This window comes from Polaromonas aquatica (assembly GCF_042659145.1).
Taxonomy (GTDB): domain Bacteria; phylum Pseudomonadota; class Gammaproteobacteria; order Burkholderiales; family Burkholderiaceae_C; genus Polaromonas; species Polaromonas aquatica.
Map to the genome: position 1 here is coordinate 33,892 of NZ_JBHSRS010000078.1, position 24,163 is coordinate 58,054.

The 24,163-nt window shown below is 62.3% G+C and carries 22 protein-coding genes; 7 read left to right on the forward strand and 15 right to left on the reverse strand.

Annotated features, from left to right (window positions below; genetic code table 11):
• Positions 1-11: 11 nt before the first annotated feature.
• From ctaD (ACFQND_RS14795) to ACFQND_RS14845, 11 genes are all read right to left on the reverse strand, one after another.
• Positions 12-1,646, reverse strand: coding sequence for a cytochrome c oxidase subunit I (ctaD, locus tag ACFQND_RS14795; RefSeq protein ID WP_377414017.1), 1,635 nt, complete (start codon positions 1,644-1,646; stop codon positions 12-14).
• A gap of 112 nt (positions 1,647-1,758) precedes the next feature.
• Positions 1,759-2,934, reverse strand: coding sequence for a cytochrome c oxidase subunit II (coxB, locus tag ACFQND_RS14800; RefSeq protein WP_371436739.1), 1,176 nt, complete (start codon positions 2,932-2,934; stop codon positions 1,759-1,761).
• A 145-nt stretch (positions 2,935-3,079) separates the two neighbouring features.
• Complete coding sequence (locus ACFQND_RS14805) at positions 3,080-3,580, reverse strand: DUF2244 domain-containing protein (protein ID WP_371436665.1); 501 nt, start codon at positions 3,578-3,580, stop codon at positions 3,080-3,082.
• 173 nt (positions 3,581-3,753) lie between these two features.
• Positions 3,754-4,065 (reverse strand): cytochrome C oxidase subunit IV family protein, encoded by a 312-nt coding sequence (locus ACFQND_RS14810; RefSeq protein WP_371436666.1) that lies wholly within the window; start codon positions 4,063-4,065, stop codon positions 3,754-3,756.
• Between the two features lie 9 nt (positions 4,066-4,074).
• Complete coding sequence (locus ACFQND_RS14815; RefSeq protein ID WP_371436667.1) at positions 4,075-4,776, reverse strand: heme-copper oxidase subunit III family protein; 702 nt, start codon at positions 4,774-4,776, stop codon at positions 4,075-4,077.
• Positions 4,777-4,803: 27 nt separating this feature from the next.
• Entirely contained in the window at positions 4,804-5,418 is a 615-nt protein-coding gene (locus ACFQND_RS14820; RefSeq protein ID WP_371436668.1) for a bb3-type cytochrome oxidase subunit III, read from the reverse strand.
• Positions 5,415-7,181: a cytochrome c oxidase subunit I gene (gene ctaD / locus ACFQND_RS14825; RefSeq protein ID WP_371436669.1), complete on the reverse strand. Its 1,767-nt coding sequence runs from the start codon at positions 7,179-7,181 to the stop codon at positions 5,415-5,417. Before ctaD (ACFQND_RS14825) ends, ACFQND_RS14820 begins: the two co-directional genes overlap by 4 nt.
• Positions 7,182-7,205: 24 nt before the next feature.
• On the reverse strand, positions 7,206-8,363 hold the full coding sequence (locus tag ACFQND_RS14830; RefSeq protein WP_371436670.1) for a c-type cytochrome: 1,158 nt from the start codon (positions 8,361-8,363) through the stop codon (positions 7,206-7,208).
• 15 nt (positions 8,364-8,378) lie between these two features.
• On the reverse strand, positions 8,379-8,885 hold the full coding sequence (locus ACFQND_RS14835; RefSeq protein ID WP_371436671.1) for a hypothetical protein: 507 nt from the start codon (positions 8,883-8,885) through the stop codon (positions 8,379-8,381).
• A gap of 74 nt (positions 8,886-8,959) precedes the next feature.
• Positions 8,960-9,475: a DUF1269 domain-containing protein gene (locus ACFQND_RS14840; RefSeq protein WP_371436672.1), complete on the reverse strand. Its 516-nt coding sequence runs from the start codon at positions 9,473-9,475 to the stop codon at positions 8,960-8,962.
• Positions 9,476-9,605: 130 nt separating this feature from the next.
• The gene (locus ACFQND_RS14845) at positions 9,606-10,508 is read right to left on the reverse strand and encodes a biotin synthase (RefSeq protein WP_371436673.1); all 903 of its coding nucleotides are present in this window, start codon (positions 10,506-10,508) and stop codon (positions 9,606-9,608) included.
• A 74-nt stretch (positions 10,509-10,582) separates the two neighbouring features.
• Here ACFQND_RS14845 and ACFQND_RS14850 point away from each other — a divergent pair, with 74 nt between their 5' ends.
• The 3 genes from ACFQND_RS14850 (at position 10,583) to ACFQND_RS14860 (ending at position 12,391) form a co-directional block, all read left to right on the forward strand.
• Positions 10,583-11,350, forward strand: a complete 768-nt coding sequence (locus ACFQND_RS14850) for a ComF family protein (RefSeq protein WP_371436674.1) — start codon at positions 10,583-10,585, stop codon at positions 11,348-11,350.
• 44 nt (positions 11,351-11,394) lie between these two features.
• Positions 11,395-11,880, forward strand: a complete 486-nt coding sequence (locus tag ACFQND_RS14855; protein WP_371436675.1) for a tRNA (cytidine(34)-2'-O)-methyltransferase — start codon at positions 11,395-11,397, stop codon at positions 11,878-11,880.
• A gap of 193 nt (positions 11,881-12,073) precedes the next feature.
• Positions 12,074-12,391 (forward strand): hypothetical protein, encoded by a 318-nt coding sequence (locus ACFQND_RS14860; protein WP_371436676.1) that lies wholly within the window; start codon positions 12,074-12,076, stop codon positions 12,389-12,391.
• Positions 12,392-12,416: 25 nt separating this feature from the next.
• Here the strand turns inward: ACFQND_RS14860 and ACFQND_RS14865 are convergent, their stop codons facing one another.
• Both ACFQND_RS14865 and ACFQND_RS14870 read right to left on the reverse strand, forming a co-directional pair.
• Positions 12,417-12,872 carry a MaoC family dehydratase gene (locus ACFQND_RS14865; RefSeq protein ID WP_371436677.1) on the reverse strand — a complete coding sequence of 152 codons (456 nt, stop codon included), beginning with the start codon at positions 12,870-12,872 and terminating at the stop codon, positions 12,417-12,419.
• A gap of 72 nt (positions 12,873-12,944) precedes the next feature.
• Positions 12,945-13,562 carry a ParA family protein gene (locus ACFQND_RS14870; RefSeq protein ID WP_371436678.1) on the reverse strand — a complete coding sequence of 206 codons (618 nt, stop codon included), beginning with the start codon at positions 13,560-13,562 and terminating at the stop codon, positions 12,945-12,947.
• 49 nt (positions 13,563-13,611) lie between these two features.
• Between ACFQND_RS14870 and kefF the strand changes: the two genes are divergently transcribed.
• Complete coding sequence (kefF, locus tag ACFQND_RS14875; protein ID WP_371436679.1) at positions 13,612-14,370, forward strand: glutathione-regulated potassium-efflux system oxidoreductase KefF; 759 nt, start codon at positions 13,612-13,614, stop codon at positions 14,368-14,370.
• A complete protein-coding gene (gene kefC, locus ACFQND_RS14880; protein WP_371436680.1) occupies positions 14,367-16,217 on the forward strand; it encodes a glutathione-regulated potassium-efflux system protein KefC in 1,851 nt (616 codons plus the stop codon). The genes kefF and kefC overlap by 4 nt, the downstream gene beginning before the upstream one ends.
• Before the next feature lie 45 nt (positions 16,218-16,262).
• Here the strand turns inward: kefC and ACFQND_RS14885 are convergent, their stop codons facing one another.
• Both ACFQND_RS14885 and ACFQND_RS14890 read right to left on the reverse strand, forming a co-directional pair.
• Positions 16,263-18,191 (reverse strand): serine/threonine-protein kinase, encoded by a 1,929-nt coding sequence (locus tag ACFQND_RS14885; protein WP_371436681.1) that lies wholly within the window; start codon positions 18,189-18,191, stop codon positions 16,263-16,265.
• 179 nt (positions 18,192-18,370) lie between these two features.
• Positions 18,371-19,261, reverse strand: a complete 891-nt coding sequence (locus ACFQND_RS14890) for an adenylate/guanylate cyclase domain-containing protein (protein ID WP_371436682.1) — start codon at positions 19,259-19,261, stop codon at positions 18,371-18,373.
• 341 nt (positions 19,262-19,602) lie between these two features.
• On the opposite strand from ACFQND_RS14890, the gene ACFQND_RS14895 reads away from it, so the two are divergent.
• Entirely contained in the window at positions 19,603-20,850 is a 1,248-nt protein-coding gene (locus ACFQND_RS14895) for an adenylate/guanylate cyclase domain-containing protein (RefSeq protein WP_371436683.1), read from the forward strand.
• Positions 20,822-24,118, forward strand: coding sequence for a PAS domain-containing hybrid sensor histidine kinase/response regulator (locus ACFQND_RS14900; protein WP_371436684.1), 3,297 nt, complete (start codon positions 20,822-20,824; stop codon positions 24,116-24,118). The genes ACFQND_RS14895 and ACFQND_RS14900 overlap by 29 nt, the downstream gene beginning before the upstream one ends.
• Positions 24,119-24,163 lie beyond the last annotated feature (45 nt).

Consider the following 24,163-nt stretch of genomic DNA (forward strand, 5'->3'; position numbering starts at 1 on the left):
CAGCTGGCGGCTCAGCCGATCACGCGGGTTGCGGTGATGTCGAGCTTGGGCGGGGTTTCAAAGGTATGGAAAGGCGCAGGCGACGGGACTTCCCACTCCAGGCCTTCTGCACCTTTGCCGCCTTCGTCCATCCATGGGTTTTGCGGGGCCGGGGCACCCTTGCCGCGCATCGTGGGCACCACGATGAACAGGAAGAAATACAGCTGTGCAAAACCGAAGAAGAAGCCGCCCACGCTGGCGATGGCGTTGAAATCCGCAAACTGCATCGGGTAGTCGGCATAACGACGCGGCATACCGGCCAGGCCCAGGAAGTGCATGGGGAAGAACGTCACGTTAAAGGAAATCAGCGACCACCAGAAGTGGATCTTGCCGCGGGTTTCGTTGTACATCACGCCGGTCCACTTCGGGCTCCAGTAGTAGAAACCGGCAAACATGGCGTACAGGGAACCGGCAACCAGCACGTAGTGGAAATGCGCCACCACGTAATAGGTGTCCTGCAGCTGGGTGTCAATCGGCGAAATGGCCAGGATCACGCCCGTCAGGCCACCGATGGTGAACACGAAAATGAAGCCCACCGCAAACAGCATGGGGGTTTCGAAAGTCATCGAGCCCCGCCACATCGTGGCGATCCAGTTGAACACCTTCACGCCAGTAGGCACGGCAATCAGCATGGTCGAGTACATGAAGAACAGCTGGCCCGTCACCGGCATGCCGGTGGTGAACATGTGGTGCGCCCAGACGACAAAGCTCAGGATGGCGATGGAGCCGGTGGCGTACACCATGGAGGCGTAGCCGAAGAGGCGCTTGCGTGCAAAAGCCGGAATGATCTGGCTGATGATGCCGAAAGCCGGCAAGATCATGATGTACACCTCAGGGTGGCCGAAGAACCAGAAGATGTGCTGGTACATCACCGGGTCGCCGCCGCCGGCGGGGTTGAAGAAGCTGGTGCCGAAGTGGCGATCCGTCAGCGTCATGGTGATGGCACCGGCCAGCACCGGCATCACGGCGATCAGCAGGTAGGCGGTGATCAGCCAGGTCCAGCAGAACATTGGCATCTTCATCAAGGTCATGCCGGGGGCGCGCATGTTCAGGATGGTCACGATGATGTTGATCGAACCCATGATGGACGAGGCACCCAGGATGTGCATGGCAAAAATACCGGCATCCATGGATGGACCCATTTGCAGCGTCAGCGGTGCATACAGCGTCCAGCCGGCAGCGGGTGCGCCGCCTGGCATGAAGAAGGAGCCCACCAGCATCAGGCCGGCAGGAATCAGCAGCCAGAAGCTGAAGTTGTTCATGCGGGCAAAAGCCATGTCGGCCGCGCCGATCTGCAAGGGAATCATCCAGTTGGCGAAACCCACGAAGGCCGGCATGATGGCGCCGAACACCATGATCAGGCCGTGCATGGTGGTGAGCTGGTTAAACAGCTCGGGGTTGACCAGTTGCAGGCCGGGCTGGAACAGCTCGGCGCGGATCAGCAGGGCCAGCACGCCGCCAAACATCAACATGAAAAAACTGAACAACAGGTACAGCGTGCCAATGTCTTTGTGGTTGGTCGCGAACACCCACCGGCGCCAGCCCGTGGGCGCGTGGTCGTGGTGATCATGCTCAGCGTGATCGTGATGGTCTAGAACTGCACTCATCTTGGCTTCCTTTGGTGGCTTGTGCCTGTAACTTTGTCTTTGCGGCCGACAGTATGGTCTGGCGCTTCAGGTATTGATTGCGTACCGGATGGGCTCTGCGTCACGGTGCGGCTTATTTGCGCGCGGCCAGTACTTCAGAAGGCTGGACCAGTTGGCCGGTCTGGTTGGACCAGTTGTTCTTGGTGTAGCTCGCAACTGCAGCCAGGTCTGTATCGCTGAGTGCCTTCCAGGAAGGCATGGCGCCATTGTTGGCACCGTGCAGCAGAACCTGGAGCTGCTTGTTGTGGTCGGTATCCAGCACGATGGCCGAACCGTCCAGCGGCTTGATCGGGCCAGCGCCCTTGCCGTTGGCCTGGTGGCAGGCCGCGCAGTTCGCCGCGTAAACCTTCTCGCCACGAACCTTGATGTCTGCCAGCGTCCAGACCTTGGACGGATCATCCGCCTTGGCCGCGGCTTCCTTGTTTTTTGCTGCCACCCAGGCGGTGTAATCCTCTGCCGAAACCACTTTCACGTGGATGGGCATGTAGGCGTGTTCCTTGCCGCAGAGTTCCTGGCACTGGCCGTAGTAGCTGCCGATTTTTTCTGCGCGGAACCATGTGTCACGGACAAAACCGGGAATCGCATCCTGCTTGATGCCCAGCGAGTTGACCGCAAAAGCATGAATCACGTCATTGGCCGTGGTGATGATGCGGATCTTCTTGTTGACAGGCACAACCATGGGGTTGTCCACCTTGAGCAGGTAGTCGTCAGGCACATCAGCGCCCTTGGGGCCGCCGTTGTTGGACATTTCGCGCTGGGTGCTGTCGAGCGTGGAGATAAAACCGATGCCCTCACCCTCGCCCTTGATGTAGTCATAACCCCATTTCCACTGCATTCCGGTGGTCTTGATGGTCAGGTCGGCACTGGTGGTGTCTTTTTGGGCCACCAGCACTTTGGTGGCCGGCAGCGCCATGCCGATCACGATGAGGAAAGGAACAATGGTCCAGGCGATTTCAACGGTGGTGGACTCGTGGAAGTTGGCGGCCTTGTGGCCTTGCGACTTGCGGTGCTTCCAGATCGAATAGAACATCACGGCGAATACGGCCACGAAGATCACGAGACTGATGATCATCATGAACCAGTGCAGCCAGTGCTGCTCTTCGGCAATCTTGGTGACTGCGGGGTGCAGGTTGAGCTGTCGGACAGCAGGGCCACCAGGTAAATCATTGACGGCATAAGCAGCGGTGCTGACCCACGCGGCCGCAAATCCCAGAATTGCGGCTACAGGCTGAATGCCAAGCCGTGTCATTTTTCTCATGGTGTTACCTACGTTCATCGTGATCACTCAATCTGCTTCTATATTTTCAATTGCCAGCCAAATTAACCTGCTGATTATAAAGTTAGCCGCAGACCCTACCGGCAGGCCCCGACCGACTCAAAATTTCCAGGGCCTGTCAGCAGGTCCGCAAGGCAAAGCGTATCTCTCGCGCCAGCGCCGGCCGAAGCTCAGGCCGCAGGTGCCGCCCTACCTGTACCGACCGGCCTTGCCCCGACACCTCGATCAGCGAACCGTCCCCATCCCTCGGCTCAACCCTCACCCACTCCCGGTTGAACTCGGACCGCTGCGTGCGCCCCGCCGTCTCCAGCTCAACAACCAGCTGCCCGCCCTGAAGGACAATTTTTTCCCTGTCACCCGCATGCCGGGCGTACACCAGAAACGCCGCCCCCACAGCCAGCAGTTCGGCCCAGGCAAAAGGCATCACCAGCGTGGCGCCCCTGGCCCAGAAAAATGCTGCGATACCCAAAGACATGCAGCACAGCGACACGTACAGCCACCCGAGCTGGGTGGGCGTGAGTGAACATTGACGTTTGAGAAGCCACTGCACAACCTCATGGTCATGGCTGCCCTGCGCGGGCAAAGCGGCAAAACGCAACGCTGATGCTGGCTGCGGCACGTTGCAACCCTCAAAAAACTTCAGCCAATAGTCCGTCTTGGCCGTATGACGCTGGAGAATACACCCAAAATTCAACAGGTAATTGTAGCCCTGTTTACCGGCGCCAACCCGCGCCCAAGTGGCCGGCATGAAGGGCTGCAGGGATGCGTTTTACCCGGCCAGGAAGCCAGTCCCTAACGGAAAAAGAACAGGCGGGTGAGGAAAGTATGGTCGGCCTCGGCTGCCATCAGGCCGACCAGTACCAGCACGGCCAGCGGCGGCAGCAGGACGGCACAGACCAGCGCCAGCCGCTCCCAGGCCATGTGCATGAACACCCCGACAATGAGCCCGGCCTTCAGCAGCATGAAGAACAGGATCAGGCCCCAGCGCAAATAACCCTGGAAGTGGAAGTAATCCACCAGGTATGACATCGTGCTGAGCACGAACAGCAGGCCCCATACCTTGAGGTAAAGGCTGATCGGATGTTGCTGGCCGGCAGGAGACATGGCAAAGCCTCACCAGAGATAAAAGAGCGCAAAGATGAAAACCCAGACCAGGTCGACGAAATGCCAGTACAGCCCGGCGATTTCGACGATCTGGTAGCTCCCTGCCTGCTCATAGCGCCCGCGCAGCAGGCGCGTGGCCACCACCAGCAGGTAGATCACGCCAGCGGTCACGTGCAGGCCGTGAAAACCGGTGATCATGAAAAAGGCCGAGCCGAACTGGGCGGCCCCCATAGGGTTACCCCATGGCCGGATGCCCTCGTGCAGGATCAGCTTGGACCACTCAAACGCCTGCATGGTGACGAAGGTCTCACCCAGCGCGGCAGTCACGATCATCAGCGTGGCCGCGTTGATGCGGTCGCGCCGGAAGGCGCAGTTCACCGCCATGGCCATGGTGCCGCTGCTGCTGATGAGTACGAAGGTCATGATCGCGATCAACAGCAAAGGCACATCGGCACCACCCACGTTCAAGGCGAAAACCTGGCTGGGGTTGGGCCAGGGCACGGTGGTCGAGACGCGCACCGTCATGTAGCCGGTGAGGAAACAGCTGAAGATGAAGGTGTCGCTCAGCAGGAATATCCACATCATCGCCTTGCCCCACGAGACGTGGAAGGCTTCGCGGTCGGACGACCAGTCGGCCACCAGCCCGCGCCAGCCGGCCACCGCGCCGATGGCGGTGCCGGGAGGTGAAGCCATTGATGCCGTGGTATTCATGATGCCTCCAGAAGTTCGTGCCGGCGTTCAGCCCCTGCCGCAGATCCAGCGCACGGCCTCGGGCGTCAGCCAGACCAGCGCGGCAAACAGCACCAGCCACACCGCCAGCAGGAAGTGCCAGTAACGCGCGCACAACGTGATGCGCCAGGCGAACGCCGCATCGGCCGCACGACCTGCGCCGTGCATCGTCAACCCCCACCCGACAAGGCCGCCGGCCACGTGAAGCCCGTGCATGGCTGTCAGCAGGTAGAAAAAGCTGGCTGCCGGATTGCCGGCCGGCATGACCTGGGCGGCCAGCAGCGCTTGCCAGGCCCAGAGTTGCACACCCAGGAAGGCCAGCGCACAGACGCCACCAACCCACAGTTGCGCGCGGGTCGCGGCCCAGTGGTTGCCCCGCGCCGCCGCGCCGGCCCGCTGCAGCAATGCGCTGCCGGCCACCAGCAATGCCGTACTGAGCCACAGCTGCCAGGGCATGGCAATCGGTGACCAGTCACCGCTGTCCATGCGCATCGCATAGGCCAGCGTGAACAACGAGAACAAGGCGGTGGCCACACCCATGAACACCCACAGGCCGATGGCCGTGCTGGCTGCGCGGCGGTCCGGCGGCCAGGCCGTCGGTACATGTGACACAAGAGCACTCATGCGACCGCTCCTTCTGCCCGGTGCAAACCGGTGTGCGGGCCGGGCTCCTGTCCACCGGCCTCGGGCGGTGCATTTTGCGCAATGAAGTCCTGCGGTGCACCGGGAACGCTGTAGGCGTAAGCCCATCGATAGACCACCGGCAAATGCGGCCCCCAGTTGCCGTGCTGCGGTGGTGTCGCGGGTGTCTGCCACTCCAGCGAGGCAGCGCGCCACGGGTTGGCGTCGGCCCGCCGGCCGCGGAAAGTACTCCAGACCAGGTTAAAGACATACAACAGCTGCGCCGCGCCAACAACCAGGGCCACCACCGTGATGAAGGTATTCAGCGAGTAGGCCGATGCAGGGATGAACTGGTAGTTCTCGTAGTTGTAGTAGCGCCGCGGCATGCCAAGCACGCCGAGGTAATGCATGGGAAAGTAGATCAGGTAAGTGCCCAGGAAGGTAATCCAGAAGTGCAGCCTGCCAATCCGGTCGTCCAGCATGCGCCCGGTCACCTTGGGGAACCAGTGGTAAATGCCACCAAACACCACCAGCAAGGGCGCCACGCCCATCACCATATGGAAGTGCGCCACCACGAAGTAGGTTCCCGACAGCGGGATGTCCACGCTGACATTGCCCAGGAACAGCCCGGTCAACCCGCCGGCCAGGAAGGTCAGGATGAAGGCCAGTGTGAACAGCATGGGCACCGTCAGGTGAATATCACCGCGCCAGAGCGTCAGCACCCAGTTGTAGACCTTTATGGCGGTCGGCACCGCGATGATCAGCGTGCTGGTGGCAAAGAAAAAACCGAACCAGGGATTCATGCCGCTGACGAACATGTGGTGCGCCCACACGACAAAGCTCAAGCCCCCGATGATGACGATGGCCCACACCATGGTGCGGTAGCCGAAAATGGCCTTGCGCGCATGCACGCTGATCAGGTCGGAAACGATGCCGAAAGCCGGCAGCGCCACGATGTAGACCTCGGGGTGGCCGAAGAACCAGAACAGGTGCTGGAACAGCAGCGGGCTGCCACCCTTGTAATTGCTCACCTGCCCCATCGACACCAGTGCCGGCATGAAAAAGCTGGTGCCCAGCGTCTTGTCGAGCAGCATCATCACGCCGCTGACGAACAGCGCAGGGAAGGCCAGCAGCGCAAGAATGGTGGCCACAAAAATACCCCAGACCGACAGCGGCATGCGCAGCAGCGTCATGCCCTCGCAGCGTGCCTGCAGCACCGTGGTGACATAGTTGAGGCCGCCCATGGTGGTGGCGACAATGAAGATCAGCAGCGACACCAGCATGGTGATGATGCCCCAGTCATGCCCCGGCGTGCCCGGCAGGATGGCCTGCGGCGGGTACAGCGTCCAGCCCGCGCCGGTGGGTCCGCCCGGCACAAAAAAACTGCTCATCAGCACCAGCACCGACAGCAGGTAAACCCAGAAACTCAGCATGTTGAGGTAGGGGAACACCATGTCACGCGCGCCCACCATCAGCGGGATCAGGTAGTTGCCGAAACCGCCAAGAAACAGGGCGGTGAGCAGGTAGATCACCATGATCATGCCGTGCATGGTGACGAACTGGTAGTAGCGCTCAACGTTGATGAACTCGAACCGGCCCGGAAAACCCAGCTGCAGCCGCATCAGGTTGGACAACACCAGGCCGACCAGCCCCACGGCGATGGCGGTGCAGGCGTACTGGACGGCAATCACCTTGTGGTCCTGGCTCCAGACATAGCGGGTCCAGAAGCTCTGCGAATGACTCGTGCTGTGTGCAGCGTAGGCCATGATGTTCCTGTTCCTTGCGGGCTCTCAGCGTTGCGCCCTCTGTTCGGGTGCGGCTGGAGCCGGGCTGCCCAGCGACTGGATATAGGCTACCAGCGCAGCCAGCTCTGTATCGCTCAGTTCAATTTGGGGCATGACAGGCGCAAAGCCTTTCACGCCACGGGCTTGCGGGTTGCGTATGAAACCCTGCAGGTAGGGTTCATCGACCAGCGCGGTCGAGCCGTCCTGCATGGTTTCGGTTTTGCCGTACAGGCCCTTCCAGGTCGGCCCCACCCTCGGGCTGCCATCCACGGTGTGGCAGCCCACGCAACCCTTGGACTGGGCCAGCGCCTGCCCCTGGGCCACCTGGATATCGACGCCCGCAGCCGGCGTTGCAGCACTGGCACGGCTGGCGTCGGCCATGGCCATCGCAAAGGTAGGCTGCGCTTTCAGCCAGGCCTGAAAAGCGGCCTCGCCCTCCACCACAACGTAGCCGCGCATGTTTGGATGGCCGATGCCGCAAAGCTGGGCACACATCGCCTCGTAGCGGCCGGTCACGGTTGGTGTGAACCAGAAGGTGCTTACCTGGCCCGGCACGATGTTCATGCGGGCGCGAAACGGCGGCACGAAGAAGTCGTGCAGCACGTCATGTGATCGCAGAAGCACCTTGACCGGCTTGCCCAGCGGCAGATGCACCTCGGCGCCGGAGACAAGGACATCATCCTGCCCCGCCGGATCGCCGGGATTGAGCCCGAACGGATTGGCTGTGCTGACGAAACGTGCGTCGGTCAGGCCCAGCTGGCCGTCTGCACCGGGAAAGCGGTAATGCCACTGCCATTGCTGGCCCAGCACCTCCAGCACGATGGCCTCGCGCGGCGCGTGAATGTATTTTGCATAGACAAACAGCCCGGGCGCCAGCAGTGACGAAATGCCCACCGCGGTGATCCCGATCAGCCAGCGCTCCAGCTTTTTGTTCTCAGGCTCATAGGCTGCATGCCCACCGTCGCGATGACGGTAACGCAGCAATGTGTAGGCCAGGAAAAGATTGATGACGACAAAAAAAAGGCCTGTAACCGCCAGCGTGATGGTCAGCGTATCGTCCATCGAGTGCCAGTTCGAAGCCAGCGATGTCGCCCACCAGGGACTGACAAGGTGGAACAGCACCGACGCGAAGACGATGGCGATGAGCACAAAGGCAAAAAGCATGTGCGTCCTTCCGGTTCATCGCGGATGGCTCGCTTCATATCGATCCAGCTTCCAGTACAGAAGTGCGGCTGCCATCCCGAAAATCAGGTGGATGACAAATGTCGCCGCGCCGCGCCATTCGGCGAACCACGGAAAGAAGTGGACCATGCCATAAAAGTTCAGCAGGTACAGTACAGCGCCAAACAGGGCCCCGGCCGGCAATACCAGGCCCGGTCCCGAGGCCCTGCAAATCGGCGTGATGATGGCACCGAGCACCAGGCCAAACACGGTGCCAAGCAGGTAGTGCGCGACCAGCGCCACGGCCACAACGCCCAGGCTGAACTCCGACGATTGCAGCGTGCCCGGCCCCATCACGATGGCGGCGATCATGTGCGAAGCCGCCCAGGGACTGCCGCCGCTGACCAGGAAGGACCAAAACAGTTCAAGCACCATCAGGATGGCGCCCCCGGCGAGCCCGGCGACCGCGGCAGCGGGCCAGTCCGGCGCGTGCTGCCAATGGTACAAATGCATGCGAAGGTCCATGATCACCTCCATCGATTGTGGAAAATGCTCTCCCTTCTCTCCCGTGCTGACTGGCCGGCGCGTGCCGGCACCGATCAGGGAAACACAGGCGTGTTCGCGTCCTCGCCCTCAAAACGGGCTTCGGGATGCGATGACCGCAGCAGGTCCTCGATGGCCTTGACCTGCGGACGCGGCACATCCACCATCAGCAGGATTTGCCCTTCCTCGATGGCAGCCTGGAAACGTTTGAGGCGGTGGCTGGGCACGGAAATGCCGATCATGCTCGACGACCAGGCGCCTATCAGGGCGCCCAGCCCACCCAGCACGGCCACCATGCCCCACTGCAATGACTCGATCCCGAGCGGGTAATACATGGCCACCAGCACGCCTGCCGCAATGCCAATCGTGCCGCCTATCAGGAGCCCCGCTTCGGCCGCGTAAATCACGTCGGTGGTCTGCAGGACATTGGCAGGATGCAACCCGGACAGGTTCATGCCTTCACGCCCGGCGCAGTGGATATGCCCTACGGGCACACGCGCCATCAGGAGGTCGCTGACCGTTTGCCTGGCACTCGCGGCATCCGGTATCAGCCAGTAAATGCGTCTGCTCATATGGCCTCCTCTCACCACACCATGTGGTCATAGGAAATAGAACATGCACGGTCAAGTTATACACCTGCGCAAACGCGTGTGCAAGTCTTGAAAACCGGATTAACAGTGGGCCTCCGGAGACCCGTAAAACTCAGGGTTTTGTCCGTTTGTCATGCAGCATGGCGCGCATGTCCTGGACGGAGACGGCGCTCAGCGCACTGACCTTTATTTTGGGCTGGGCTTTCAGGGCATGGCCGTAAATGACTTCGAAAGTCAGCGACAGCCGGCCATCTGCGCCCTTGACCAGATGCGTTGCAAGTACTTCTTCAAGCCGGGCTTTCCAGTGCCGGCCACGCAGGGCGGGAAAGCGGGCCGGATGAAAATTACGCCCCAGTTCGGCCAGTTCCTGCAACAGCCGCGCCGGGGTTTCATAGGTCAGCGTGATGCGCTCCATGTCCATCACCGGTTCGGCAAAACCTGCCTGCACCAGCATGTCGCCCCAGTCATGCATGTCGGTCAGCTCGTGCCCTGCAGGCGGCCAGCCCAGTTGTTTGTAGACTTCGCGCAGCTCAATGGCGGTGTCGGGCCCCAGGCATGAAAACATCAGGAAGCCGTTGACCCTGAGAGCCTGGTGCCACTCGGCCAGCAGGGCTTGCGGATCGGCGGCTTCATGCAGCGCCATGTTCGCCCACAGCATGTCGACGCCGGCAGGCGGCGGCGCCTCAAAGCGCACCGCCTGCCGGCCCCAGCCGGCCGGTTTCCACCATGGGCTTGCTATATTTTTAATAGCTGACTGCGCGCGCATTGCGCCGACCTCAGCCACAAAACACTCGGATTTCGGGTATTTCAGGGCCAGTTGCGCATGGGCCTTCAGGCCACCGCGCACGGCTCCCCAATGGGCCCACGACTGAGGCTGGAGCTTGATCCACTGCAGCCTGTCCTGCATGCGGCTGGCCACCTCCTCATGCAGCCATGGCGAGGCCAGCGGTGCCACGCGCTGCCAGCGGGCCACGGCAAGCGGGTCCAGTGTCGGGGGGCGCTGTGTTGTTGTCATGAAAAGTGTAGGGAAGTGAAACAGTGGCATCCGTGGGCGTTCGCCCTCAAAAGCCACACGAGTATATTGACACCGTGCTCCAACGCCTGCTCAACGCCGCCATAAAACCTGATTTCACGCTGCCCCTGCGCATCAGCCAATGCGCGGTGTGCCGCAGCTGGCCCGCGCGCCAGGTTTGCGCCCCCTGCATTGCCCGCTTTGCAGCCCCGGTCCTGCGCTGCCGGGCCTGTGCGCTCGCCCTGCCGGCAGATTTGTCCATGGGTTTGAGAAGCCCACCCGGCCTGTGCGCTGGCTGCATCAAGCAGCACCCGCCACTGGATGCCACGCTGGTGGCAGTGCCCTATTCATACCCGTGGTCAGAGCTGATCACCCGCTACAAATTCGGCGAGCGCCCGGGTTGGGCGCCTTTTTTTGCGGAGCTGTTGCTGCAGGCCCCCGGTGTGCAACAGGCATTCGATGCCTTGCAGGCCGGTGACCTCATTCTTCCCATGCCTTTGTCGGACCAGCGTTTGCAGTCACGCGGATTCAACCAGGCCTGGGAACTGGCCCGCGCGCTGGCCCGGCAGTCCGGCAGCGCAGCAAAGGCCGATGCCTGCCTGCTGCTGCGGGTAAAACACACCCGGCCGCAAACCGAATTGCAGCGCGACGCCCGGCTCGCCAACGTCAGGGGGGCGTTCCAGGTGGACCCGCTGCGCGTGCCGGTCCTGGCCGGACGGCGTGTCATGCTGGTCGACGACGTGATCACCAGCGGCGCCTCGCTGTTCACTGCTGCGCAGATCCTGCGAACGGCGGGCGCGGCCCACGTCACAGGCCTGGCCATCGCACGCACGGCAGCAACCTAGAATCCGTGCTCTTTGCGCTTGTTCCTCACCTCACCTTTTTCCTGATGTTCAATATTGTCCTGGTCGAACCCGAAATCCCGCCCAACACCGGCAACGTGATTCGCCTGGCCGCCAACACCGGTTGCCGCCTGCACCTGGTGGAGCCGCTGGGGTTTTCAATGGACGACAAGCACATGCGGCGTGCCGGACTGGACTACCACGAGTACGCCCAGGTGCTGCGCCACGCCAGCTGGCAGGCCCTGCTGGACAGCGAGCAGCCCCCGCCCGGGCGCAGGTTTGCCATGACCACGCAGGGCTCGCGCAATTTGTACAACGCGGTTTTCCTGCCCGGCGACTGGCTGGTGTTTGGTGCCGAAACCCGGGGGCTGGCACCTGAGGTGCGGGAATCGTTTGCGGCAGCGCAACGCCTCAAGGCGCCCATGCAGCCCGGCCAGCGCAGCCTGAACCTGTCCAACACCGTGGCCGTGACGGTGTTTGAGGCCTGGCGGCAAAACGGCTTTGGCGGGGCCGGCAATCTCTCGGGAAGCTGAACAGGCACCGGCCTGCCGCCAACCACATGCGTCGCCAAGGCGACAGCCGGGAAGGGTGCAACCCGAATCACGGCTTGTCCAAACCTAGGGAAAACCCTAGAATCCATCTTTCGCCGCGCGAACGGCCGACACCCGGCCAGTTCTGCGCAACCTTAAAAAATCCTCTCGGTTCACAAGACTGCGGGAGCCCTCTGTGAATATGGTCATCCAGCGTATTTTTGGCACGCCTGTGCCCGCCGCATCCGAATCGGGAGCCGGCAAACAACTCCCCATAGATGAAATCCGGCGCTGCCTTCACGGGACTTTGCACGACTGCAAGGACATGCGTGCACAGCGGATGATCTACAAAATCAACACGGCGCAAACCCCGGTCGACCTGTGGTTGCTGCGCAGCGATCTGCACCAGTGCATTGCGCAGACGCACAGCCAGAGCGTCGCTGCCGAACGCATCAACAGCCTGGTCCATGTGTTTGAAGGCTGGTTGCCGGCCAGCCAGCTGGCAAAGATATAGGGACTGTTAACCCTATTTACCCCCTTCAGGGATAGTGCCGCACCAGCGATTCAGCGACGCACACCGGCCTGGCCGAGCCCTCCCGCTCCACCGTCACGGCCCAGGTCATCTGGACACCTTCGTTGTCAACCGGCTCGGCCGCCAGCAACTTCATGCGGGCCCGCAAACGGCTGCCTACCGGCACGGGCGCGGTAAATCGCACCTTGTTCAGGCCGTAGTTCACGCCCATGCGCGAGCCGATCACCTCAAACGAGGATTCGAAAAACTTCGGGATCAGCGACAGGGTCAAAAACCCATGCGCAATCGGCGCACCGAAGGGCCCGGCAGCGGCTCTTTCAGGGTCTACGTGAATCCACTGGTGGTCATCCGTGGCATCGGCGAACAGGTTGACCTGCTGCTGCGTCACCGTGGTCCAGTCACTGACAGCTACTTCCTGGCCGGTGCATGCGGCCAGCTCGGCGATGGTTTGAAAGGTTTTCATGCCCTGACTTTAGCGGCATCTGCGGCACGCTCTTGTCGGATCAGCGACAAGCCTGGCCCCGGCACAACCGGCCTACTCATCAAGCCATTTGCAGATACCCTGCCACTGCTCCAGGTCCTTCTCGACCCGGCTGGGCGCGACGTCGAAAAGGCTCAGGCCCCGCGCCGCAAGGTGGATGTAGTTCTGCGTGTCCCGCACATAACCCAGCACCGGCAGGCCAAGACCTTCCACAAATGCGCGCAATTTTTCAGCCGCAATCGTGCGTGAATCGACACGCATGCCCACAATGCCGACCTGCATCTTGCCTGCATGGCGATGCTCGGCCAGTTGGTCAAGGAATGCCCGCGTCGGGAAAATATCGAATACGCTGGGCTGCAGGGGCACGATCACCTTGTCGGCCAGCTTGATCACGTCATTGAAACGCCAGCCATGCAGGCCGCCGGGGGTGTCCAGCACCACATGGGTTGTGCCCTTGGGCGGCTTGACGATCAGGTCGGCATTCACATCCCAGGTGGAGACCGGCCTGGCGGCCGGCGGGCGCAGGCCCAGCCAAAGCCTGGAAGACTGTTGCCTGTCCGCATCCCCCAGCATGACGGCATGGCCCTGGCTGGCAAAGTAGCCGGCAACATTGGTGGCCAGCGTCGATTTGCCGACACCTCCCTTGGGATTGGCGATCACAACCACGGGCATACGAATCTCCTCTGGTGTTTAAAGTCGACTTTTCCGCTATGGTAACGGCATGGCAAGCTTTCCCACAAACGACACAACAGCCCCCGGCCTCCCTGCAGAAACCGACATCTATGTCATCGCGGCCCACCCGGCCTGGCGCGAGTCACGGGTCAACCGCCCCCTGATGGCGGCCGCGCAGGCCCTGCCGCGCGTGCAGGTGCAGGACCTGTATTCAAGCTATCCCGACTACGCCATTGACGTGGCCAAGGAGCAGGCTGCACTGGCCAGGGCCAGCCTGGTGGTACTGCTGCACCCGATACAGTGGTACTCCATGCCCGCCCTGCAAAAGCTCTGGCTGGACGACGTGCTGACCTACGGCTGGGCCTACGGCAAAGGCGGCGACATGCTGCAAGGCAAGGATTTGTGGCTGGTCGCCACCACCGGCGGGCCCGAGGCTTCTTACCACCCGCAGGGCTACAACCACTATTTCTTTGACGCGTTCCTGCCGCCGTACGAGCAAACCGCCGCCTTGTGCGGCATGCGTTTTTTGCCGCCGCTGATCCTTCATGGTGCGCACAGCGTAGGGCCGGACGTGATTGCCCGGCACCTGGAGACCTTCCGCCAGCGCCTGCAAAGCTACCCCGACTGGCCCGAGATGGATGAAATCGAACAATGCACGGCTTGTGTGGTGCCCATCAATGACCGGCCTGTTGAAAACGACAAGACAAATACCGGGACGGCCGTGCGCAGCGACGGGCCGCCCCAAGCAAGCACAGCCCCCTCGGGGGGCAGCGCATTACACGAAGTGAAAAGCGTGGGGGCCATATGACCCATGCGCCGGCCTGGCTGATCAACAGCTTTATCTATCTTTCCGCGGCAGTGATTGCCGTACCCCTGGCCAAAAAGCTCGGCCTGGGCTCCATCATTGGTTACCTGGCGGCGGGCATTGGCATAGGCCCCTGGGGCCTGGGCCTGGTCACCAATGTGCAGGACATCCTTCACTTCGCCGAATTCGGCGTGGTGCTGATGCTGTTCCTCGTGGGCCTGGAGCTGGAACCCAAACGCCTGTGGAACCTGCGCCGGCCCATTTTCGGCTGGGGCAGCGCCCAGATGATGGCTTGCGCCGCCATCCTCACGGGTGTCGCCATGGCTTTTGGCGTGAGCTGGCAAACCTCGCTGGTGGCCGGCCTGGGCCTGGCCCTGTCGTCCACCGCGATTGCCCTGCAGGCGATTGGCGAGCGCAACCTGATGCCCACGTCCAGCGGGCAGGCCGGGTTTTCCATCCTGCTGTTCCAGGACGTGGCCGCGATCCCGATTCTGGCGCTGCTGCCGCTCCTGGGCATGATGGCTGGCGACAATGAAGCTGTAACCCATACACACCGCGCGCTGGAAGCTATAAAAACCGTAGCAGTCATAGGCGCCATCATCCTCGGCGGCAGGCTGCTGCTGCGTCCGCTGCTGCGCTGGATTGCCAACAGCGGCACGCCCGAAATCTTCACCGCCGCCTCGCTGCTGCTGGTCGTCGGCATCGCCGCGCTGATGCAGTTCGTCGGCCTGTCGATGGCGCTGGGGGCCTTTCTTGCCGGTGTGCTGCTGGCGGAAAGCGAATACCGGCGCGAACTGGAAACCGATATCGAGCCCTTCAAGGGCCTGCTGCTGGGCCTGTTTTTCATTGCCGTGGGCATGAGCATTGATTTCGGCGTGCTCATGAAGTCCCCGGGACTGATGCTGGCCATACTGCTGGGTTTTCTGGGCCTGAAGCTGGTCGTGATTTACGGCCTGGCCCGCCTCATGAAGCTGCCCTACCAGGAGCGCCCGGTGTTTGCCGTGCTGCTGGCGCAGGGCGGTGAGTTTGCCTTTGTGGTGTTCCAGGCGGCAGCCGGGGCCAATGTGTTCTCCAACGACACGGCCTCGCTGCTGATAGGCGCCGTGGCGCTGTCCATGCTGCTCAGTCCGCTGCTGCTGATCGCCGTCGACAAGCTGCTGTTGCCGCGTTATGCAAAACACCGCGGACCGCAACTGGAAGAAATTTCAGAGCAGCAGCAGGAGCCGATCATCATTGCCGGCTTCGGCCGCTACGGCCAGATCATAGGCCGCATGCTGTCGGCGCAGGGCATGTCGGCCACCGTGCTGGACCACGATGCCGACATGATTGAAACCGTGCGCAGCTTCGGCTACCGCGTGTTTTACGGCGACGCCACGCGGCTGGACCTGCTGCGCACCGCCGGTGCCGCCACGGCAAAAATACTGGTGCTGGCAGTGGATGACGTGGAGCAGTCCATAAAAATTGTGGACCTGGTCAGGGAGAACTTCCCGCAGTTGCAGATCGTCGCCAGGGCACGCGACGTGACACACTGGAATGCCCTGCGCGACCGCGGCGTGACGCATGTCGAACGCGAGGTCTTCGAGTCCAGCCTGCGCAGCGCCCGCACCGTGCTTGAGCTGCTGGGCCAGCCTCCGCACGAGGCGAGGCAGACCGCCATGCGTTTTCGCCAGCACAATATCGAGCTGTTCGAGCGCATGTACCCGCACCGCAAGGACCGCAGCAAACTCATAGCGGTGGCCACGCAGGGGCGGCTGCAACTGGAAGAGCAGATGGCGCAGGAGCGCGAACAGCTGGCGCAGCGCCGGCCGACCCGCTGGAATGATGAAAATATCAAGGAAAAAGGCCTGTAGCCGGCTTATATCAAGCGCAACCAGCTATCTTTTTCATAGCAATAATCAACGTATGCGGTCGGCCTCGCGGCGCTGCTGCTCCATGGCGCGGCGCTCCACACAGATCGCGTGATTGACAAACGCCGGTTTGGCACATTGCTCGGCCATGCAGATCTGAAAGCCCAGAAGCATGCGGTCTTCGCAGGCCTGCCGCGGGCTGGCAGGAGCCGCTGGCGCGGCGTGCTCGGCGGCGGTTGTGGCCGCTGCCGCTGCCGCTGTCACGGGTACAGCTTTTGCCGGCGCCTGTTTGGCCAGCTTGTCCTTGTCGCTTGCTGCTTTTTTGGCGGCGGCTGCACTCGCCGCAGCGGCCGTTCTGGACGCCGCCAGCGCCGGTGCGGATGCGGCAATCGCCACGGCCGGGACCATGGCGGCCTCTTTCACGGGTTCAGCCGCCATGGCGCCAGGTGCAGCAAGGGATGCATCGCCAGCAACAGCCGATGCCGGCCCCCCGGTTGCTGAAACCGGACCGGCCGGACCCGGCCCCGGGAACAGCTTGAAGGCAATACCGGCCACAGCGAGGACCACAGCACCTGCGATTGCAAAAACCATGGCCTTCGGCCTGGCTGGTCTTGACGTTGCCGTTGCCGGAGAAGCTTGTTGTGGCGGTGCTGGAACGCCGGCTGCAGGTGGGAGCACACCCAGCCGCGTCGCCTCCGCATCGTCCGCAAGGCTTGCTGCAGCAGCGAATTGCGCCACAGTCGCCTCAAGCGCCTGCCGGTCCGCCGCATCCGCTTTCGGCATAAGCACGGTTTCTTCCATTTGGGCGGCCAGGCCGGGATTGAGCTGGGTGACAGTACCGGGCCGCGAACCCACACCGGAATCATCGCCATCGGGCAACACTCCCAGTTTCTTCAGGCGGCGACGCGCCAGGTCGGCATAAATACCCGACGGGAACTTGGCCAGGAAACCCTGGATGTCTTCAACGTCGTCCGAATCCTTGATGTCTTTCCAGTAGACCAGTTCCACTTCCTGTGTCACGGTGGATGCACTGCTGCTGGTTCCCGATTGCGAACTCACCAGTGACTCCCCGGCCATCAGGGTGGCGGTCCAGGTGGCATTGCCGCCCTGCCCGTTTGAGCTGGCCGGCGGTACCACCGTGGCATCGGCCGCTTCCCGGCATGCCGCCTGCAATGCTGCGGAGAATTCCTGCGCCGTCGCAAAGCGCTGGTCACGCGCCTTGGCCAGGGCCCGTGCCACCACGGCATCAATTGCGGGTGGCAATTTGGGGTTGTACGAGGTGGCCGCCTCCGGGTTGTGGGCGACGATTTTCTGGATGACGGCAAAGTCGGTGTCGCCATCAAAGGGCCGCTTGCCGGTGAGCAACTGGTACAGCACAACACCGGCCGCAAACAGGTCGGCCCGCGCGTCGATGGGCCGGCCCTGCAACTGCTCCGGCGACATGTACTTGAGCGTCCCCACAATGGAGCCCTGCGTCCGGGTGGCTTCGCCCGAGTCCTGGATGCGGGCCACGCCAAAGTCCGTCAGCTTCACGCGTCCATCGGACTCCATCAACAGGTTGGCGGGCTTGATATCGCGGTGAACGATGTTTTGCCGATGCGCATAGTCCAGCGCCGACAGCAGGTCGCCCATGATGCCCAGGGTCTGCTCCAGCGTGTACAGCTCACCCTTGTCCAGGTGGTGCTTGAGGTCGTCGCCCTGGATGAATTCCATGACCAGGAAGGCGATGTCGCCATCGCGGTCCGAGTCGTACACACTGACAATATTCGGGTGCTGCAGGCGCGCGGCAGAGCGGGCCTCGGTGCGAAACCGCACCTCGTATTCGGCGGCTGACTCGTCCGACAGGTTTTCAACCTTGATGGTCTTGATCGCCACGCGGCGGTCAAGGTTGGGATCGCGCCCCTCATACACCAGCCCCATGGCGCCCTTGCCCAGCACGCGGATGAGATCGTATCGGCCAAGCTTCTTGAGACTCATGAGGGATAGGGGATAGCCGGGGTGAGACCGGGGCGTCAGGCCGGTCGGGGGAACATCTTGAGACCGGCAATTTTAGCGTGCACAGCATGGCTGCGGCGGGCTGGTCAACCCTGATTGGGGCAGCGGCCCAGACATATCCCCCTCCCCCAGGGGGGCCGGCCGCCTGAGGCCTGCAGCTTTCAGTTTTTGATGGAAAACGCAATCAGCGGCGCCTGGTCATCCCCCTGCTCGCAGCCCGGCACAATCTGGCCGCTGCCCACCAGGTAACACTCGGTGCGGCGCAGCACCACGGCCTCACTCTGGTTGCCCAGGTAGACCCATGTGCCAAAGCTGGAGGCATCCGTCAGCACAAATTGCCCGCCGCGCCACTCCAGCGTGGCATGCACCCTGGAGACACGCGGATCGTTGACCGACAGCGCGGCATCGGCCGCCCGGCCAAGGGACAAGCGGCCGCTTTTTGAGTCCAGCCTGACGGCCTTGCCGCCAAACACCAGTTCAAGGAAAACCGGCCGCTGCACGGAGAACATGGAACGCCCGGCCATGGTCGCATCTTCATCGCGCCCGGTTTGCCATTCCACCCGGTAGACATGGCTGGCCTGTGCCCTGCCGCGCAGGTACATGGGCCCCATGCTGCGCAATGACGTACGTTGAACCGGCAGCAGGGCCGCCCAGACATTTTCGGTGGTGAGGATTTGCGCCGCACCCGCAAGGTCGGCCAGGCGCGCAGCGGAATTGACAGTGTCGCCAAAGCAGTCGCCATTGATTTCCACCACCTCACCCGAATCAATGCCTATCTGCATCTGCACAGGCGCACCAGTGCCGCCCGGGTGAATGGGGTTCTCAAGAAGCCGCTTCTGGATATTGATGCAGGCCACCAACGCATCCCCCTCGTTGGGGAACACCACAAAGAGGCCGTCACCCAGCACCTTGACCACCCGGCCCTGCTGCTGTTCGAACACCTGGCTCAGCACGCCAATCAGTTGGGTGACGAATCGCGACGCTGCCTCATCCCCCAGGCGCTCAAACATGCTGGTGCTGCCAACGAGATCAGCAAAAACGACGGTAGTCATGAAGGGCCATGGAGGAAAGGAAAACGGGCGGGAGGCCATCCGGCAGCCCCTCGCGCAAATATAGCAGTACACCAGTTTGCAAGCGCTTGACAACATGCATCCATGCAGCGGCTCAAAGCCGCGCAACGTACTGGTGAGCGGGCGCAACACACAGGCCGGGCATCGACGTCCTTATCAGCAAATGATGACAATATTTGGAGAATTTAACCGGCACGCGCAAGCGAGATTAATTCAATCAATTTTGTTAATTTAAATGATAAAGTCCCTCCAATCCGATTGAACCGAATCAATGGTTTCATGGGCACACCGCCATAGCTGCCCGCACCTTTCGAGTCCTCACCATGAATCAAGGCCAACCACCGACATCCGCAGGGCCCCAGCGGACAGATGCCGCATCAACCACTCCACTGTTACGCGTGCTGGTTGTTGACGACACCGAAGACAACCTGTTCCTGATGACGGGCCTGCTGGAAGACAAGTACGAGCTGCTGCTGGCCTCGTCGGGCAAGGAGGCTCTGGCCATCATCATGTCGCAGGCACAGCCCGACCTGATCCTGCTGGACATCATGATGCCGGAGATGGACGGCTACGAAGTGCTGCGCCGCATCCGCCAGCACCCGCCCACCGCCACCATCCCCGTGATCTTCCTCACGGCGCTGAGCACCATAGAGGAAGAACAGCTGGGCCTTGATCTCGGCGCCGTCGACTACATCACCAAGCCGATCAGCCCTCCGCTGCTGCTGGCCCGGGTGCAGTCGCACCTGGAGCGCAGCGGCAACGCCCGGCGCCTGCAGGCCCTGTCCGAAAAACTGTCGCGCTACCTTGCGCCGCAGGTTTACCAGTCCCTGTTCGATGGCCTGCACCAGGCCGAAATCCACACCGAACGCAAGAAACTCACGGTCTTTTTCTCCGACATCAAGGATTTCACCGGCTCCACCGCCAAGTGGCAGCCCGAGGACATCACCCGCCTGCTGAACAGCTACTTCTCCGAGATGTCGCGAATCGCGGCCGAGTACGGCGGCACGGTCGACAAGTTCATTGGCGACGCGATGGTGATTTTTTTCGGCGACCCGCACAGCCGCGGCGTGCGGGAGGACGCGCTGCAATGCGTGAAGATGGCGATCGCCATGCAGCGCAGCATGGCGGGTTTGCAGGACCTGTGGCGCGACATGGGGCCCAGCAAGACCTTTCGCATACGCATAGGCATCAACACCGGCTTCTGCGACGTCGGCAACTTCGGCAGCGACCTGCGCATGGACTACACCATCATCGGGCCCGAGGTCAACCTCGCGGCCCGGCTGGAACAGGCTGCCGAGCCCGGCGGCATCCTGATTTCGGGCGAGACCTACGCGCTGGTGCGCGACGAGATAGAAGCCGACCAGTGCGTGTCGATTGATGCCAAGGGTTTTTCAGAGCCGATCACGGCGCATGCCGTGCGTGCCACCGCGGTCGCCGGCGACATGCGCAAGGCCTTCCAGCGCGAACTGGATGGCATCAGCCGGCGGCTGGATCTGGACAACATGAGCAGTTCGGACCGCGCTGCGGCGGCCCTGGAGCTGCGTGAAATGGCAGACCGGCTCGCCTCCTGAGCGCGTCCAGCCCATCCAGGCCACCGTGAAAAAACACCTCGACCGATTTCCCGCGCTGCAGCGAATGCTGGGGCGTCCCTCGCATGCAGAAAAAGACCTGGCCGCCGCCAACCAGGCCCTGGAGCAGCGCATAACGGAACTGAATGCCTCGCTTGCCTTCCTGAACAACACCCTCAATTTCGCCGCCGATGGCGTGCTGGCCATCGATTTCCGCAGCGGCGCCAAGTACTACAACCCCAGGTACACCGAAATGTGGGGCGAGGTGTCGCCCGCGATGATGGCGCGGGGGCAGGAGCCGGCGCTGCTGGCCCTGCATGCATCCCTGGTGAAAGACCCGGCCCAGTTCCTGGCGCGCGCGGCCGAATTGCAGGCGGCGCCCGACAGCGAGGTCTTCGACGAGATAGAAATGAAGGATGGCCGGCTGGTGGAGCGCTATATCGCCCCGCACATGGTCAACGGCAAGCTGGCCGGCGTGGTCATCAACTACCGCGACATCACCGAGCGCAGCCATGCCGAGCGGAAAATCCTGTTCAACCGCCTTGTGGTGGAAAATTCAGGCCCGCTGTTCTGGCTCGACCCGGAGCGGCGACTGGTGGTTTATGCCAACAAGGCCGCCTGCGACCAGCTCGGCTACGGTATCGAGGAATTCATCGGCATGGACATATCCGTGCTCGACGTCGATGTCTCCTCCGAGAAAGTGGGCCAGCTCAAGGTCGACCTGGAGCGGACCGGAAGGCCTGAAAACTTCGAAAGCCGCTTTCGTTGCGGCGACGGCCGGCTGATCGATGTGGAAATCAGTGTTTTCCTGGCGAAGGACGCGGAACGCTCCGTACACGTGGCGACCTTCAAGGACATCACCGAACAGAAAAAAGCCACCGAACAGGCCCAGCGGGAGCAGGCCACCATGCGCTCGCTGGTCAACGCCATCCCCGATCCGGTTTTTTATAAAGACCCGCAGGGTGTCTACCTCGGCTGCAATGAGGCCTTTGCCGAGCTCGTGGGCCACCCGGTCGGTGCGATCGTCGGCCGCACCGACCACGAACTGCTGGACAGGGACTGGGCCGACACGGTGGCCGCGCTGGACCGGCATATCCTGGCGACCATGGAAACAAGCGCGCGTGAACACTGGGTGGATTACAAGGACGGGCGGCGCGAACTGTTCGAGACCGTCAAGGCCCCCTTCCGGGACCGGGATGGCCGCCTGCTCGGCATCATGGGCATAGGCCGCAGCATCACGCAGCGCAAGAAGGCCGAAGACGAGATCCGCCAGGCAAAGGAGATCGCCGAGGAAACCACGCAGATGAAGTCCGATTTCCTGGCCAACATGAGCCACGAAATCCGCACGCCCATGAACGCCATCATCGGCATGTCGCACCTGGCGCTCAAGACCGACCTGACGGCGCGCCAGCGCGACTACATCAGCAAGGTGCAAAGCTCGGGCCAGCACCTGCTGGGCATCATCAACGACATCCTCGACTTCTCGAAAGTGGAAGCGGGCAAACTCACGATCGAGCAGATTGACTTCGAGATGGACAGCGTGCTGGACAACGTCGCCAGCCTGATCACCGAAAAAGTCAGCGCCAAGGGACTGGAACTGGTGTTCGACATTGCGCCCGACGTTCCGCAGATGCTGGTCGGTGATTCCCTGCGGGTCGGCCAGATCCTGATCAATTACGCCAACAACGCCGTCAAGTACACCGACAGCGGCGAAGTCATCATCTCGGCGAGTGTCTGCGAACGCACAGCCGAAGACGTGTTGCTGCGCTTTTCGGTGCGCGACACCGGCATAGGCCTGACCGCAGAGCAGATAGCCAGGCTTTTCCAGAGCTTCTCCCAGGCCGACAGTTCCACTACACGCAAGTTCGGCGGCACCGGCCTGGGCCTGGCCATCTCCAAAAAGCTCGCCAACCTGATGGGCGGCGAGGTCGGTGTCAGCAGCGACTACGGCTCGGGCAGCGACTTCTGGTTCACGGTGCGGCTGGGCATCAGCCAGCGGGCCAAACGCGTCCTGCTGCCCAACCCGGACCTGCGCGGGTGCCGCGCATTGGTGGTGGACGACAACGACCATGCCCGCAGCGTGCTGCGCGACATGCTCGAGGGCATGACCTTCGAGGTTGCCGATGCATCGTCGGGCGCGGCGGCCGTGGCGGCGGTGCGTGCCGCGGAATCCGCCGGGCGGCCGTTTCGTGTGGTCTACCTGGACTGGCGCATGCCGCACATGGACGGGATGGAGGCTGCGCGGCAGATTCGCGCCCTGGGTCTCGCCTCCGAACCCATACTGATGATGGTGAGCGCCTACGGACGCGAGGAAATGATCAGGGAAGCCGAGTCACTCGGCATCAGCAACGTGCTGGTCAAGCCGGTCAACCCTTCCATGCTCTTTGACACCACCATGCAGGCGCTGGGCGGGCACCGCCCGGAAGCCCGCACCAGCGGCCCCGCCGCGACGGACAGCCTGCAACAGCTTGCACCGGTGCGCGGCGCGCGCATCCTGCTGGCCGAAGACAACGACATCAACCAGCAGATCGCCAGCGAGCTGCTGGGCGACGCGGGTTTTGTCGTCGAGGTCGCCGAAAACGGCCAGATCGCACTCGACATGATGCAGCGCAAGGACTATGAGCTGGTCTTCATGGACATGCAGATGCCCGTCATGGACGGCCTGGACGCCACTGCGGCCATCCGCCGCCTTCCCGGGCTGCAAACCGTGCCCATCGTGGCCATGACCGCCAATGCCATGGCCGAGGACCGCCGCAAATGCATGGACGTGGGCATGAACGACTTCCTGTCCAAACCGCTGGACCCCGACGACCTGTGGCGCATGCTGCTGAAATGGATACGTCCGCGCGAAGCGCCGCATGCACTACAGGCCAAAACAACGCCCGCCGGCAGCACCGAGCTGCCGGAAGCCATCGCCGGCCTTGACGTGCGCACCGGCCTTGGCCGCATGATGGGCAAGAAGCCGCTGTACATCGCCATGCTGCGAAAGTACGTGGCCGGGCAAAAGAACTGCGTCCAGAGCATCAGGGACGCCCTGGATGCCCAGGACCAGACAACGGCGCAGCGGATAGCCCACACCCTCAAAGGTGTGTCGGGCACCATAGGCGCAACCGGTATCCCGGCGCACGCCGATGCTGTCGAGCACGCCATCCGGGAGCAACGCCCTCGCGCCGAAATCGACATGGCACTGGACAGGCTTGAGCAACCCCTGGCAGTGCTGACAGGTGAACTCGAAGCCTGGTTGCCGCCGCTGCCGGCTCCAGCCGGTTAACCGGCACAAAATTTTCATTAAACCTGCCTGTGGCCGCCGTCCTGT